Below are 14,160 nucleotides of genomic sequence, written 5' to 3'. Positions count from 1 at the left end.
ATGACTACACCCACTCCCGAATTCGCGAAGCAGATGGCCAACGCCATCCGTATGTTGGCAGTTGACGCCGTAGAAAAAGCCAAGTCCGGCCACCCCGGCGCCCCCATGGGCATGGCTGACATTGCTGAAGTGTTGTGGAACCGCCACCTCAAACACAGCCCGGCCAACCCCCATTGGCCTGATCGCGACCGGTTTGTGCTGTCCAACGGCCATGGCTCCATGCTGATATATGCCTTGCTGCACCTCACCGGTTACGACCTGCCGATGAGCGAACTCAAGAACTTCCGCCAACTGCACAGCAAAACCGCAGGCCACCCCGAAGTCGGTGTGACCCCGGGTGTTGAAACCACCACCGGCCCGCTCGGCCAAGGTGTCTCCAACGCGGTAGGCATGGCGCTGGCCGAAAAGCTGCTGGCTGCCGAGTTCAACAAAGACAACCACGCCATCGTCGACCACTTCACTTATGTGTTCCTGGGTGACGGCTGCATGATGGAAGGCATCAGCCACGAAGCCTGCGCGCTGGCGGGCACGCTGCGCCTGTCCAAGCTGGTGGCGTTTTACGACGACAACGGCATCTCGATCGACGGCCACGTCGAAGGCTGGTTCACCGACGACACCCCCAAACGCTTCGATGCTTATGGCTGGAACGTGATTGCCGGTGTGGACGGCCACAACCCGGCTGCGGTGGATGCCGCCGTCAAAGCCGCCAAGGCCCAGGCCGTGTTGGCCGATGGCAAACCCACCCTGATCTGCTGCAAGACCGTGATTGGCCTGGGTTCCCCCAACAAGGCTGGTACCCACGATGTGCACGGTGCCGCGCTGGGCGCCGCCGAAGTGGCCGCCACCCGCGAAGCGCTGGGCTGGCCCTATGCGCCTTTTGAAATCCCCGCCGACATCGCCACCGCCTGGAACGCCGTGGCGCGTGGTGTCGCTGCTGAACATGCCTGGGACGCCAAGTTTGCCGCCTACAGCGCTGCTTTCCCGGTCGAGGCCGCCGAGTTCAAACGCCGCATGGCCGGTGATTTGTCTGCTGACTACGCCGACAAACTGCCCGGTCTGTTGGAGGCCATTGCCGCCAACCCGGCCTCGATCGCCACCCGCAAATCCAGCCAAAACGCGCTCGACGCGATTGCACCGCTGTTGCCCGAATTTTTTGGCGGCAGCGCCGACTTGACCGGCTCCAACCTGACCAACTTCAAGGGCTGCATCCGCGCCGGTCGTGACAAATGGGGCAACCACCTGAGCTACGGCGTGCGTGAGTTCGGCATGGCCGGCATCATGAACGGCATCTGCCTGCACGGTGGTTACATCCCTTACGGTGGCACCTTCCTGACCTTCAGCGACTACAGCCGCAACGCCATCCGCATGGCCGCGTTGATGAAGATCCGTGTCATCCATGTGTTCACCCACGACAGCATTGGCCTGGGTGAAGACGGCCCGACGCACCAAAGCATCGAACATATCCCCAGCATGCGCATCATCCCCGGTCTGGACGTGTGGCGCCCGGCCGACGGTCTGGAAACCGCCGTGGCCTGGGCCAGTGCGGTGGAGCGCAAGGACGGCCCCAGCGCCCTGTGCCTGTCGCGCCAGAACCTGCCGCGCCTGACCGATGTCAGCATGGTGGAGAACATCCGCAAGGGTGGCTACATCCTGTCAGACATGGAAGGCGCGCAGGCGGTGATCGTCTCCACCGGCTCCGAACTCGAGATCGCCATGAAGGCGCAGGCCGAACTGGCCGCCCTGGGTATTGCCACCCGTGTGGTGTCCATGCCTTGCACCAATGTGTTTGACCGCCAGACCGATGCTTACCAAGAGATGGTGATCCCGTTCAACACCCCGTCGCTGGCGATTGAGGCGGCGCACCCGGACTTCTGGCGCAAATACGTCGGCCGCCACGGTGTGGTGATTGGCATGCCCACTTTTGGTGAGTCGGCCCCGGCGCCGCAGCTGTACCAGCACTTTGGCATCACCGTGGACCATGTGGTGAGCACCGTGCGCACCATCGTGCACCGGGCCGCCAACAAACATGCCGAGGCTCTGCCCGACACGGTGGTTCCGTCCTACAACTGAGGCTTGACCATGGCTGGTTTTGATCTGGTCATGTTTGACCTGGATGGCACCTTGGTGGAGACCGCGCCCGAGATTCTGGACGCGGTCAACGACGCCTTGCGGCGTTTTGGCCTGCCCGAGGTCAACCAGCAACAGGTCGACGACTGGATCGGCCACGGCACGCTCGAGCTGCTGGTGAAGGCGCTGGCGCAGGTCACAGGTGTTGAGGCCGCCGTGGTGCGCAGCAGTGCGCTGCTGGGGCAGATCCTGCCGGTCTACAACTTGGCCTACAACGCGCGTTGCGGCACCCGCAGCCACCTGTACCCGCAGGTGCTGGAAACCCTGGTGGCCCTGCGTGAGCGGGGCGTCAAGCTGGCCGTGGTCACCAACAAGGAAGGCCGCTACACCCAGGTGGTGCTGGACGTGCATGGTCTCACCAGCCTGTTTGACCTGGTCATCAGCGGTGACACCTTCCCCACCAAAAAGCCCGACCCGGCCGGGGTGGCCCATGCCTTGGCCCAGTTTGGCGTGGCACCTGGGCGCGCCCTGTTTGTGGGTGACTCCAGCATCGACGCCGCCACGGCCCGCGCGGCGCAGGTGCCGGTGTGGCTGTTGCCCTATGGTTACAACATGGGGCAAAACGTGCAAAGTTGTGCGCCAGACCGTGTGATTGCTGACATCTCGGTGCTATTGGATGCATAGCTGCTATCCCTTTTGGATAAAGGGATAGAAGCCTATTTGACCCTGTTTTCAGAGGGGGCTGCCACACCCCCGCGGATGGCAGGGGTGCGCATGTTACGGCCTTGTTATTTTGTTGGGCGAGTCGCGCGACAATCAGCAAGATGACGCGAGCACATCACGCCGTAGACAGGGCGTATGTCATCCCATTTTTTCAAGGAGCCTAGAGTATGAAAGTTGTACGTTTTGCCGATGTGATTTCCAGTGGCGCTGCCAAGGGTAAACGTGTGTTTATCCGTGCCGATTTGAACGTGCCGCAGGACGATGCCGGCAACATCACCGAAGACACCCGCATCCGCGCCAGCGTGCCGTGTATCCAGATGGCACTCGACGCTGGTGCCGCTGTGATGGTCACCAGCCACCTGGGCCGTCCGACTGAAGGTGAATTCAAACCCGAAGACTCCCTCGCACCTGTGGCCAAGCGACTGGGTGAACTGATGGGCCGCGAGATTCCTGTGATCGCCAACTGGGTCGACGGCGTGGACGTCAAACCCGGCCAACTGGTGATGCTGGAAAACTGCCGCATCAACAAGGGCGAGAAGAAAAACAACGAAGAGTTGGCCAAAAAAATGGCTGCCCTGTGCGACGTGTTTGTGCACGATGCCTTTGGCACCGCCCACCGCGCCGAAGGCACCACCTACGGCATTGCCCAGTTTGCACCGATCGCCTGCGCTGGTCCCTTGTTGTCGGCTGAAATCGACGCGATCAACCTGGCCCTGGCCAACCCGAAACGCCCCTTGGTGGCGATTGTGGCGGGCTCCAAGGTCTCGACCAAACTCAGCATCCTGCAAGCTTTGGCCAAGAATGTGGACAACCTGATCGTCGGTGGCGGCATTGCCAACACCTTCATGCTGGCTGCTGGCATGAAGATTGGCAAGAGCCTGGCCGAACCCAGCCTGGTGGGTGAAGCCACCGCCGTGATCGCTGCCATGAAGGCCCGCGGCGCCGACGTGCCGATCCCGACCGACGTGGTCTGCGCCAAGAGTTTTGCCGCTGACGCCGTGGCCACCGTCAAGGCCGCCACCGACGTGGCTGATGACGACATGATCCTGGACATCGGCCCGGTCACCGCCGCCAAACTGGCTGCACAACTCAAGGCTGCCGGTACCATCGTCTGGAACGGCCCGGTGGGTGTGTTCGAGTTCCCCGCGTTTGAGAACGGCACCAAAACCATTGCCATGGCGATTGCTGAATCGGCTGCCTTCTCGCTGGCCGGTGGTGGCGACACCCTGGCTGCGATTGCCAAATACGGCATCGAAAAAGACATCGGCTACATCTCCACCGGTGGTGGCGCTTTCCTCGAAGTGCTGGAAGGCAAAACCCTGCCCGCGTTCGAGATCCTGCAAAAACGCGCTGAGGGTTAAAACCTCCACCCAGCTGCGCTGGGTTGTCTGAAAAAAAGGGCCGCAAGGCCCTTTTTTTTTCAGAATGAAATGGGGCTCCGGCCCTGATGGCATAAGGGAAGTGTGCTCCGTTTTTTGATGGGCGGGGCGGGCGCATGCCGCTGGCGGATTGCGGTCCCCAAGGCGGATAGGCCAAGTGCACCGGTCCAGAACCCGGGTGGTGGTTTCGCAACAGGCGAGAGGCCAGCACAGATGCGTGGCTGAGGGCCTGACTGTCTCCATGCCGTCTGTCATTTGTCAATTCCGGTCTGCTTTGACACCCCTAAACTCCGTCGCGTTGGCGGCCCTGTCGTTGGGGCTCTGGGCCTGTACCCACACAAAAAAAGGCGGATAGCGGATCATGAACCTGAATGGCATAACTCTGACCGAGTCCGATGGACGGGTGTTTCTGCACCACCAAGCTGCAGCGGACCGCCCACCTGTGGATGCGACTGTGCTCCATAGCCTGTTGCAGGAGGCCGGGTTTGGCCAATGCCTGCTCTACAAAGAGGTCATCGCCGCCAGCGCAGTGGATTGCAACACCGTGAAAACGCCGTTTGTGGTGCAGGTGGCCGAGCGGCGTGATGCCAGTCTGGAGCTGGAGATTGCACCCGACGAGATGGTGGTGCAGGTCAGCCTGAGCCCAGCCCAGGGTGGCAAAGCCATCAGCCTGGAAGACATTCACGAGGTGCTCAAGGCGGCGGGGGTGGTGTTTGGTATCAACGAGGCCGCCTTGATCCACGCCTGTCGGCTGGGCCAGATCGCGCATTGGCCGGTGGCCAGTGGCGAGCCCGCCCAAGATGGCCAGGATGCTGCGTTTGATGCGCTGCTTGACTTGACGGCAGACCGCGCGCCCAAGCTCAACGAGAGTGGGCTGATCGACTACCGCGAACACAGCGGCATTGTGGTGGTGCGTCCTGGCGAGCCGCTGATGCGGCGCACCCCCGCCACCGATGGTGTGCCCGGCCACACCGTCAAGGGCCGGGAGTTGTCGCCGCGCCCGGGGCTGGATCTGTCGTTTTCTTCGCAGCTGGAGGGTGCCCAACCCGCCAGTGGCGACCCCAACCTGCTGGAGGCCGCTGTGGCCGGGCAGCCCGTGCTGGTGGAGCATGGTGTCATCGTTGAGCCCGTGCTGCGTGTCGCCGAAGTCAACATGGCCAGCGGCAACATCCATTTTGAAGGCACGGTGCAGGTGGAGGGCGACGTCACCCACGGCATGAAAGTGCAGGCCAGCGGCGACATCGTGGTCAATGGTGCAGTGGACGGCGCCTTGCTGGAGGCCGGAGGTGACATCCATGTGACCGGCGGCATCATTGCCAAATCGCAGGTGCGGTCGCAGGGCGCGGTGTCGGCACGGTTTGCCGAGGCCAGCAGCATCCACGCTGGCACCGTGATCTCGATCGATGACATGGCTCTGGGCTGTGAGCTGGAGTCGCTCAACCAAATTGTGATTGGGGACAAACTGCCCCAGCGCGGCTGTCTGGTGGGCGGCAGCGCCACCGCCATGATGCTGCTGCGGGTGCCCTTGTTGGGCTCCAACAAGGCCGGCACCACGGTGGTCAAACTGGGTGCCAATGCCAAGTTGCAAGCGCAATTGCAGGCACTGGACGAGCGCCTGCTCAAGGAAAAAGCCACCGAAGAAAACCTGCAAAAACTCGGCAAACATCTGGCTGCCACCGGTGACCCCAAAGGCATGCTCGAACGCGTCAAGGCCACCTGGCGCCAGGCGGTGCAGGCCTGGTCCAAGTCGCTCAACGAGCGCCGCGAGCTGGAGGAGCAGATGGCGGTGATGCTCAAGGCCCGGGTGGAGGTGGTGCAGGGTGTTGACGGTGCGGTCGACCTGTCGATTGGCAGCAAACTGGCGCGCCTGCGCAAGGAGTTCCCAGACGGCGCGTTCCTGATCGACCCGGCCGAGGGGTTGTTGTTCACCGACGCAGCGGGGCGGGCACAGGTGTTGGTGCCGGCTTGAGGTGTGGCTGAGGGCGGACTGTGATGCCCAGATGGGTGAGGGTGTTAAATTCGAGGCAGACGGTGACCGGGTGGCGCAACTTGTGCCAGGACAAAAGCTTGGCCGCCGAGTCAACTATTGACTGAGCCAAGGTGTGAACCAGACCTGCTGCCGAGCGGGTCTGGCTCAGCGTAGCCCATCGTCAATGTTTGGGATTTGACCTGATGCGGTTGAATTTCTCAGCGTTTTAACCCTTACTGGAAATTCCTTCATGCAACTCTACTTCTCGGCCGGACTGATTCTGGCCATTGTCTTGTGGGGCATTGTTGCTCCCAACTCGCTTGGCGGGGTGTTTGACACGCTGCTGGCGGTGATCACACGTGACTTCGGCTGGCTCTACCTCTGGGTGGTGCTGGGCTTGGTGGTGCTGGCCATGGTGCTGGCCTTCAGTCGTTATGGTGACCTGAAGCTCGGTGCGGAAGATGACGAGCCTGAGTTCTCCATCGGGTCCTGGTTTGCCATGCTGTTTGCCGCCGGCATGGGTATCGGCCTCGTGTTCTGGGGCGTGGCAGAGCCGATCTCTCACTACGGCGCACCGCCGCCTGGCATCGTGGCCAACACGCCTGAGGCGGCCAACGCCGCCATGCGATACAGCTTCTTTCATTGGGGTCTGCATCCCTGGGCGGTCTACAGCATCGTGGCGCTGGCTATCGCCTTCTTTCAGTTTCGAAAGGGGGGCTCTGCCCTGGTGAGCACGGCGATTGAATCTCTGCCCTGGGCACCTATGAGAAAGCTCGGGCCAGTGGTCAACGTGCTGGCCGTGATCGCCACGGCCTTCGGCGTGGCGGCATCCCTTGGCATGGGTGCGCTGCAGATCAACAGCGGTCTCAATACGCTGATGGGCCTGCCGGTAAGTAACACCTCACAGGTGGCCATCATCCTGATCACCACCGTGTTGTTTCTCGCGTCGGCTGTCACAGGGGTGACCAAGGGCATCAAGTGGCTCTCCAATATCAACCTCACGCTGGCCGCGTTGCTCACACTGGCCGTGTTTCTGATGGGGCCGACGGTGGCCATCATCGACACCTTCACCAGCACGCTGGGCAGTTACGTGAGCGAGTTTGTGCGCATGAGCTTGCGCATGACACCGTTCCGCGATAGCGGCTGGATCAGTGGCTGGACGGTTTTTTACTGGGCTTGGTGGGTGAGCTGGTCACCCTTCGTTGGCCTGTTCATCGCGCGCGTCTCGCGTGGTCGCACGATCCGTGAATTCATCTTGGGCACGGTGCTTGCACCAACGCTGGCGGCCTTCATTTGGTTTTCTGTGTTTGGCGGTACTGCCCTCAACATGGAGATCATTCGGGGTCTGCCCATGGCCGAGGCGGTGGGTGCGGACGTGTCCACGGCCATGTTCGTTTTGTTCGATGCCCTGCCCATGAGCGGGCTGCTCTCAGGGTTGGCCACCGTGCTGGTCTTGTTGTTTTTCGTGACCTCAGGCGACTCCGCCACCCTGGTGTTGGGGATGATGAGCACCGGCGGCCATGCCAACCCGAGCGCGCGCGTGAAGGTTGTCTGGGGCCTGCTGGTCTCGGGTATCGCCATCAGTCTGCTGCTGGCTGGCGGAGTGAAGGCTGTGCAGACCGCCACCATTGTGTTTGCATTGCCGTTCACGCTGGTGATCGTGCTCATGGCGGTGGCGCTGTGGCGCGGTGTGCGTGAAGATTGGGATGCTGAACAAAAGCGTGATAAGGCACTTCGCCGGCGTATACGGGAGGTATTGAAATGACCCCTCGCTGCATCTTGCCCACCCCTGCTGGGGTGATTTTTGAGTGGCGCCCATGAGCTATGAACTCGCACTGGCTTTTGGCAAGAGTTTCTTGTTTGTGTTTGCAGCCATCCTACCCATACTGAATCCGGCCGCGACGGCACCAATTTTTCTGGGGCTGACCGAAGGTGCCTCGCCCAGCACACGGGCGTTGCTGGCGAGGCGCATCGCGCGCAACATGTTTGCGCTGATGGTGGGTTCGATGTTGGTGGGCTCTTATGTACTGGAGTTCTTCGGCATCTCGCTGCCCATCGTGCGCGTGGGTGGCGGGCTGATCGTGGCTGCTTCGGCATGGCGCCTGCTCAATGCCAACCATGTCAGCGACGACAGTCGCTCGGCTTTGGCTGAGTCGTACACGCCTGAGCAGGCTCGGCGTCAGGCGTTTTACCCGCTCACCTTTCCTATCAGCTGCGGGCCGGGCTCGATTGCCGCAGCCATCACCGTGGGCGTGGCGCTCAACGACACACGCCTATCGCTGTCCTTGGTGCGCATGGGAGGCGGCGTATTGGCGTTGCTGACGATTGGTCTGCTGCTTTACCTGGCGTTCCGTTATGCCCAGCAGTTGCTCAAGCCGTTGGGCGAGGCCGGTAGCGTGATTTTCTTGCGCCTGTCTGCTTTCATCCTGCTGTGCCTGGGCGTGCAGATTGTGTGGGACGGGTTGAGCGAGTTGCTGCGCAGCCTGCTGTTGTAAGCATCGAATCCGGTCAACTCCGCAATGCGATGGGGCTTGCTTCTACAAAGCCTGAGTCTTTGTCGACCCAGGCTTTTTGGCGGACTGGTTTTGAAGCGGAATTAATCTTGCACGGTACGAATGGTGTCGCGCCCGTTGCGGTCCTTGACACGACCCAGGTCGGTGTCCAGGGCGCGCGCCAGTTTTTCAACCGCAGAAATGAACGCGCTGGCCATCTTGTCCGCGTCAGCCGTGACGGTGACTGGCTGTCGACTGACCACGCGGGCCTCCAGTCGGCAGCGTTTGTCATCTGCACCAGACTTGGCACCGTCGAGATCGGTCAAAAAAACTTCCAGACGGGTGATGTTTTCTCTGAAGCGGGCCAAGCGTGCGCCAGCCTCGTCCTGAATCCATTGGGCCAAAGACTCACCACCTTGGATGTGGTCGTCCGTGTTGACTTGTACTTGCATGGTTTGTTTCCTGGGTTGTGTCCGGCCCATTGGTCGGGACTTTGGGTGAATGGCGAGATGTCACTCTAACTTAGCCTGCGCCCGTTGGGCTCAGCCAGCAGACCTGTTCACACACCCGACACAAGGCATCAAGGCCCTTGAACAGACCTGACACTGGCTGCAGTATGGACTTCTGCATGGGCACTGGTCGCACCCAGTCACACTGACACACCACGGGATCGCAGGCCGTGTTGCCTGTGCATGGTTGGCGATGGTCTGAGGTTGGCGCAGCGGTGCAAGGCCAGCCCCGCGCAGGGGCTCAGAACGACTCCCAGTCTCCTTCAGCGCTGCCGCTAGCTGGTTGTGGTGCAGTGGTTTTGGGTGTTGGCGCAGGCAAAGGGGCCGGTTTGTTGGAGGCGCGTGCCGCAGCCCCTTGGGGGATCGCCGCTGCGCGTTTTTCGGGGTTTTTGAGTGCGGCGCTGGCTTTGGGGGGAAGGGCGCGTGCTGCTGGCGCGGTGGCACCAAGGCGCAGTCCATCCTGGGTGCTGAGTTTGAACACCGCCACGGTTTGGACCAGCTCCTGAGCTTGAGATTGCAGGCTACTCGCCGCTGCCGCCATCTCTTCCACCAAGGCGGCGTTTTGCTGGGTGGCTTGGTCCATTTGTGTGACGGCTTCACCCACCTGGCTCACACCCTGGCTTTGTTCGGTGCTGGCGGCGCTGATCTCACCCATCAGGTCGGTCACCCGTTTGATCGAGTTCACCACTTCGGTCATGGTGGTGCCCGCCTGGTCGACCAGGGCTGAGCCTTGTTCCACCCGCTCAACGCTGGCGCTGATCAAGCTCTTGATTTCTTTGGCGGCTTCGGCGCTGCGACCGGCCAAGGATCGCACTTCACTGGCGACCACCGCAAAACCTCGACCCTGTTCACCGGCACGGGCCGCTTCCACGGCGGCGTTGAGCGCCAGGATGTTGGTCTGGAAGGCAATGCCGTCAATCACGCTGATGATGTCGCTGATCTTGCGGCTCGATTCGTTGATGCCCTTCATGGTTTCCACCACCTGGGCCACCACCTCGCCACCTTGTACCGCCACGGTGCTGGCGTTCATCGCCAACTGGTTGGCCTGGCGTGCGCTGTCGGCGTTTTGTTTGACGGTGGAGCTCAACTCTTCCATGGAGGCGGCGGTTTCTTCCAGAGCGCTGGCTTGAGACTCGGTGCGTGCCGACAGGTCATGGTTGCCCGACGAAATTTCGGCCGAGGCGGTTGACACCCGTTCCGCACCCTGGCGCACAGAGGACACCACCTGTGTCAGGGAGGTTTGCATTTGCGACAAGGACTGCAACAACGGACTGAACTCGTCACGCGCCGGGTCGTCCACGGTCACGGTGAAGTCACCCTGGCTCACTCGGTCGGCCACTTCTTGCGACAAACTCACCCGGCTGCGCAAGGTGCGGGCGATGTACCAAGAAAAAACCAGTAAACCCGCAGCAATGGCGGCCACCAGCACCGCCAGGTAGATACGGATGTTGCTGGTGGCGGCACCAATGGTGTCCACTTCCTTGGCCAACTCCTTGCCCTGTGCGCGGCGTGATTCACCCAGCCAGTCCTGCATCTTGGCGTAGGCTGGAATGGTTTTGTCGAGCAACATGACCTGTGCTTCTTCGGCCTTGCCGTCTTTGAGCAACTGCATGTTGGCCTCAGCCACCGGCCAGGTCACCGCCTGCAATTGGAGCCAGTCGCGTTGGAAGGCGTCCTTGCCCTCTTGGGTCGTGATTTCTTTCAGATAGTCGGCATCGTTCTTGGAGATTTGGGCCCGCTTGGCCTGGATGTCCTGGATCGCCAGGTCGGTGTCTTGGGGGGTTTTCATCAACAGCGCGTGGCGCATGGAGGACATCACCTGCGTTACCCTCAGCTCTGTGCTGGCAATCAGTTCGAGCTGCAACACCTTCACGCCGCCGGCATTTTGGGCCATGTCGTGCACATTGGCCAGCTGAATCCAGGTGCTGACGGCCAGTGCCGTCAGCGCGGTGATGAGTGCAAGCGATACCAGGTAGAGGCGGCCACTGATACTTTGGAGTAAGTTCATGAAAAGTCCTGTTGTGACGGTGTCGGTTGAAGCTTGAGTCTGAGCGGGCTGCGTGGTGGTGAAAACGGGCGATATGCTGGGTGGTCTTGTCATTCCTCCGATGTAGGAATCAGCTTAAGGCAACACTGATCAAGTCCCCAGTTGGCCCATGACTTGCATGGTTCGTGGCATCCCAAGCAGGAGATGCAGATGAAACAACAAACTCTGGCCATGGCCGAACAACAAAGCTTTGAGACCTACCGCAAGCCCACGCGGCGCGATGAGTTCTTGAAGACCATGGAAGTCATCGTTCCCTGGGCCGCTCTGTGCGAAGTCATCGAGCCGTTTTACCCCAAGGCCGGTAATGGGCGTCCCCCCATCGGGCTTGAGCGTATGCTGCGCATCCACTTCATCCAGCACTGGTTCAACCTGGCAGACCTGGCCTGTGAAGAAGCTCTGTACGACAGCGTGAGCCTGCGTCGCTTCGTGGGCATTGACCTGGGGCGTGAATCTGTGCCGGACGCCACCACGGTGTTGAACTTTCGCAAACTCCTCAACAAGCACAAACTTGGCCAAGCCCTGTTTGCCCAAGTAGGCGCTGTCTTGCAAAGCAAGGGCTTCAAGCTCAACACCGGCACCATTGTGGACGCCACCATCATTGGTGCACCGAGTTCCACCAAGAATGCGAATAAGGCGCGCGACCCGGACATGCACCAAACCCGCAAGGGCCAACAGTGGTACTTTGGCATGAAGTTGCACATCGGTGTGGACAGCCAAAGTGGTCTGGCCCACCATGCGGTGGTCACAGCAGCCAACGTGCATGACAAACACCCACTGCCCAGTTTGTTGCATGGCAAGGAGCAACGCGTCTATGGCGACAGTGCCTACGCCAGCCAGAAGGAGCTGATCCGCAGTGCAGCACCCAAGGCCAAAGACTTCACCAACCAGCGCAGTCGCCGCTCTGGTGTGGTCGATGAAGGCATTCGCGCCAAGAACCGCAACAAATCCAAGATCCGCTCACGCGTGGAGCATGTATTTGCTGTGGTCAAGCGCCTGTGGGGCTTTGGCAAGGTGCGTTACCGTGGGTTGCAGAAGAACGCCACGCGGGCGTTTACTGCTTTGGCGCTGGCCAACATCTATCTCTGCCGACAAAGGCTGATGGCACAGGTGCGTCCATGAGGGCGCAATAGGGGGTGAATTCCCCCTGAAACAGCCTCAAAGGGGGCAAAAGCGAGCTCAGCTGGTCGCAATTTCGACAACTTCGGTTTCTCGATACCGCTGGGGCCTGCTTTGACTCTACTTGTTCAGCGTTGCCTTAACACTTTGCCTCTGGCAGCATCAGGCAGAAAGTCGACTAAAAAGCGGGTTCATTCACCCCGGATGTTGACTTGTTGTTGGCGCCGGGTCAGGCCGCAGTCGGCAGGCGGCGTGAGGGCATGGAGCTCTGCTATTGAGAGTGATTGCCCCAATATATAAAAGGGCCAGAGGCCCTTTTGTTGGATGGGGCCAGCAGGAATCACAAAACGGCTGCAAACCCGCATGAAACCTAGCTTTTTGTCGCACGCTGGCAGAAAATGCCCCCAAATGTGCCCCCAAATTGCTAAGGATGCCCACCATGCCCCTGACCGATGCCCAACTACGCAACCTGACCGAACCCGGCAAACACTTTGACGGCGGCGGCCTCTATCTGGAACTGACCCCGGCGGGCGGGCGCTACTGGCGCTTGAAGTACCGGCACGGCGGCAAAGAAAAGCGCCTGGCGCTGGGGGTGTATCCAGCGGTGACACTCAAGGCCGCCCGTGACAAGGCAAACGCGGCCCGCGTCCTGATCAAGGATGGCCGCGACCCTGGCGCACTGCGCAAAGCCGAAAAAGCCAAGGTAGTGCATGAAACCGTGAACACCCTTGAGGCGGTGGCACGTGACTGGCTGAAACACCAAACGGCCCGCTGGGCCCCCGTGACACTGGCCCGCATCCGGGCATCCCTTGAGGCCGACATTTTCCCGACGCTGGGGGCGCGACCCATTGCCAGCATCAAACCAGGCGAGATCATGGCGGCGGTCAAAACGGTAGAGGCACGCGGCGCAGCCGACCAAGCCGACCGGGTGTTAAAGCGAGTCAAGGCGGTTTACCGTTGGGCGGTGACGCATGAGCGCATCGAATCAAACCCCATGGTCGATCTGGTGCCGGGTGAGATATTCAAACCCCGGCATGTGACACACCGCCCAGCCCTGGCTGATAGCGACCTGCCTGCATTCCTGGCCAAACTGGCAGCCTATGACGGCGACCCCCACACCGTGCACGCTTTGCGACTGCTGATGCTGACCGCAACCCGGCCCGGCGAAACACGCGGGGCGCTGTGGTCAGAGTTTGACCTTGACGCGGCGCTGTGGATCATCCCTGCAGCCCGCATGAAAATGCACCTGGAGCACCGCGTGCCACTCTCACGCCAAGCTGTGGAAGTGCTGCGCACCATGCACACCCTGAGCGGTGATCGTGATCTGGTGTTCCCCAGCCCGTTCTATCCCAGCAAACCCCTGAGCGAGAACACCTTCAATTCAGCCCTGGCACGCATGGGATTCAAGGGAAGCGCGACCGCCCACGGCTTCCGGGCGCTGTTTTCCACGGTGGCCAATGAGTGCAACTGGAACCCCGACGCTATCGAGCGCCAGCTAGCCCACGTGGAGCGCAACGGCGTGCGGGCTGCATACCACCGTTCAACCTACCTTGATGACCGCGCCAAGCTGATGCAGTGGTGGGCTGATTACCTTGACGGGCGCAAAGCTGGCAAGGTGCTGAAAATGAAAAAGCGGGCCGCCTGATGCCCACGCCCGGCACGCTTTGCCAAATTTCCAGGCTGCTACCCGCTGAAAAAGTGGGGACACTGGGGGCAAATGGGCGAAACCCAGCAGCCATGCGGGTTTGCGGCGCTTTTGGCAGTGGGGACAAAGTGGGGTCAGAGTGGGGGCAAAGTGGGGACGTTTTTAGATGATGAAAATGATTCATTCACTCTATCTATTCCCTTGTCCCCTTGC

10 protein-coding genes are annotated in these 14,160 nt (G+C 60.9%); 8 read left to right on the top strand and 2 right to left on the bottom strand.

Features of this window, described 5'->3' with window-relative positions; genetic code table 11:
* From tkt to RF819_RS19580, 6 genes are all read left to right on the top strand, one after another.
* Positions 1 to 2,070: a transketolase gene (gene tkt / locus RF819_RS19605; protein WP_078366506.1), complete on the top strand. Its 2,070-nt coding sequence runs from the start codon at positions 1 to 3 to the stop codon at positions 2,068 to 2,070.
* 9 nt (positions 2,071 to 2,079) lie between these two features.
* Entirely contained in the window at positions 2,080 to 2,751 is a 672-nt protein-coding gene (locus tag RF819_RS19600; RefSeq protein ID WP_078366505.1) for an HAD-IA family hydrolase, read from the top strand.
* Positions 2,752 to 2,957: 206 nt separating this feature from the next.
* A complete protein-coding gene (locus RF819_RS19595) occupies positions 2,958 to 4,151 on the top strand; it encodes a phosphoglycerate kinase (protein WP_078366504.1) in 1,194 nt (397 codons plus the stop codon).
* A gap of 379 nt (positions 4,152 to 4,530) precedes the next feature.
* A complete protein-coding gene (locus RF819_RS19590; RefSeq protein ID WP_078366503.1) occupies positions 4,531 to 6,138 on the top strand; it encodes a flagellar assembly protein A in 1,608 nt (535 codons plus the stop codon).
* 250 nt (positions 6,139 to 6,388) lie between these two features.
* Positions 6,389 to 7,903, top strand: coding sequence for a BCCT family transporter (locus tag RF819_RS19585; protein ID WP_078366502.1), 1,515 nt, complete (start codon positions 6,389 to 6,391; stop codon positions 7,901 to 7,903).
* Positions 7,904 to 7,955: 52 nt separating this feature from the next.
* On the top strand, positions 7,956 to 8,633 hold the full coding sequence (locus tag RF819_RS19580; protein ID WP_078366501.1) for a MarC family protein: 678 nt from the start codon (positions 7,956 to 7,958) through the stop codon (positions 8,631 to 8,633).
* Between the two features lie 101 nt (positions 8,634 to 8,734).
* Here RF819_RS19580 and RF819_RS19575 read toward each other — a convergent pair whose 3' ends face one another.
* Together RF819_RS19575 and RF819_RS19570 are read right to left on the bottom strand one after the other, a co-directional pair.
* On the bottom strand, positions 8,735 to 9,082 hold the full coding sequence (locus RF819_RS19575; RefSeq protein ID WP_078366500.1) for an HPF/RaiA family ribosome-associated protein: 348 nt from the start codon (positions 9,080 to 9,082) through the stop codon (positions 8,735 to 8,737).
* A gap of 298 nt (positions 9,083 to 9,380) precedes the next feature.
* Positions 9,381 to 11,147, bottom strand: coding sequence for a methyl-accepting chemotaxis protein (locus tag RF819_RS19570; RefSeq protein ID WP_078366499.1), 1,767 nt, complete (start codon positions 11,145 to 11,147; stop codon positions 9,381 to 9,383).
* Positions 11,148 to 11,336: 189 nt separating this feature from the next.
* On the opposite strand from RF819_RS19570, the gene RF819_RS19565 reads away from it, so the two are divergent.
* Both RF819_RS19565 and RF819_RS19560 read left to right on the top strand, forming a co-directional pair.
* The gene (locus tag RF819_RS19565; protein ID WP_078366726.1) at positions 11,337 to 12,305 is read left to right on the top strand and encodes an IS5 family transposase; all 969 of its coding nucleotides are present in this window, start codon (positions 11,337 to 11,339) and stop codon (positions 12,303 to 12,305) included.
* A 436-nt stretch (positions 12,306 to 12,741) separates the two neighbouring features.
* Positions 12,742 to 13,947, top strand: coding sequence for a tyrosine-type recombinase/integrase (locus RF819_RS19560; protein WP_078367082.1), 1,206 nt, complete (start codon positions 12,742 to 12,744; stop codon positions 13,945 to 13,947).
* Positions 13,948 to 14,160: the final 213 nt, after the last annotated feature.

The organism is Rhodoferax fermentans, assembly GCF_002017865.1.
In the GTDB taxonomy this organism is placed as follows: Bacteria; Pseudomonadota; Gammaproteobacteria; order Burkholderiales; family Burkholderiaceae_C; genus Rhodoferax; species Rhodoferax fermentans.
The sequence above is the reverse complement of the archived record's forward strand: the minus strand, read 5'-3'. Positions and strand labels throughout refer to the sequence as shown.

What these genes read in the sequence shown, in the direction of transcription:
- RF819_RS19595 (WP_078366504.1), top strand. Translation starts at nt 2,958, where the DNA reads ATGAAAGTTGTACGTTTTGCCGATGTGATTTCCAGTGGCGCTGCCAAG.
- RF819_RS19570 (WP_078366499.1), bottom strand. Translation starts at nt 11,147, where the DNA reads ATGAACTTACTCCAAAGTATCAGTGGCCGCCTCTACCTGGTATCGCTT.
- RF819_RS19560 (WP_078367082.1), top strand. Translation starts at nt 12,742, where the DNA reads ATGCCCCTGACCGATGCCCAACTACGCAACCTGACCGAACCCGGCAAA.
- RF819_RS19585 (WP_078366502.1), top strand. Translation starts at nt 6,389, where the DNA reads ATGCAACTCTACTTCTCGGCCGGACTGATTCTGGCCATTGTCTTGTGG.
- RF819_RS19565 (WP_078366726.1), top strand. Translation starts at nt 11,337, where the DNA reads ATGAAACAACAAACTCTGGCCATGGCCGAACAACAAAGCTTTGAGACC.
- RF819_RS19575 (WP_078366500.1), bottom strand. Translation starts at nt 9,082, where the DNA reads ATGCAAGTACAAGTCAACACGGACGACCACATCCAAGGTGGTGAGTCT.
- tkt (WP_078366506.1), top strand. Translation starts at nt 1, where the DNA reads ATGACTACACCCACTCCCGAATTCGCGAAGCAGATGGCCAACGCCATC.
- RF819_RS19580 (WP_078366501.1), top strand. Translation starts at nt 7,956, where the DNA reads ATGAGCTATGAACTCGCACTGGCTTTTGGCAAGAGTTTCTTGTTTGTG.
- RF819_RS19600 (WP_078366505.1), top strand. Translation starts at nt 2,080, where the DNA reads ATGGCTGGTTTTGATCTGGTCATGTTTGACCTGGATGGCACCTTGGTG.
- RF819_RS19590 (WP_078366503.1), top strand. Translation starts at nt 4,531, where the DNA reads ATGAACCTGAATGGCATAACTCTGACCGAGTCCGATGGACGGGTGTTT.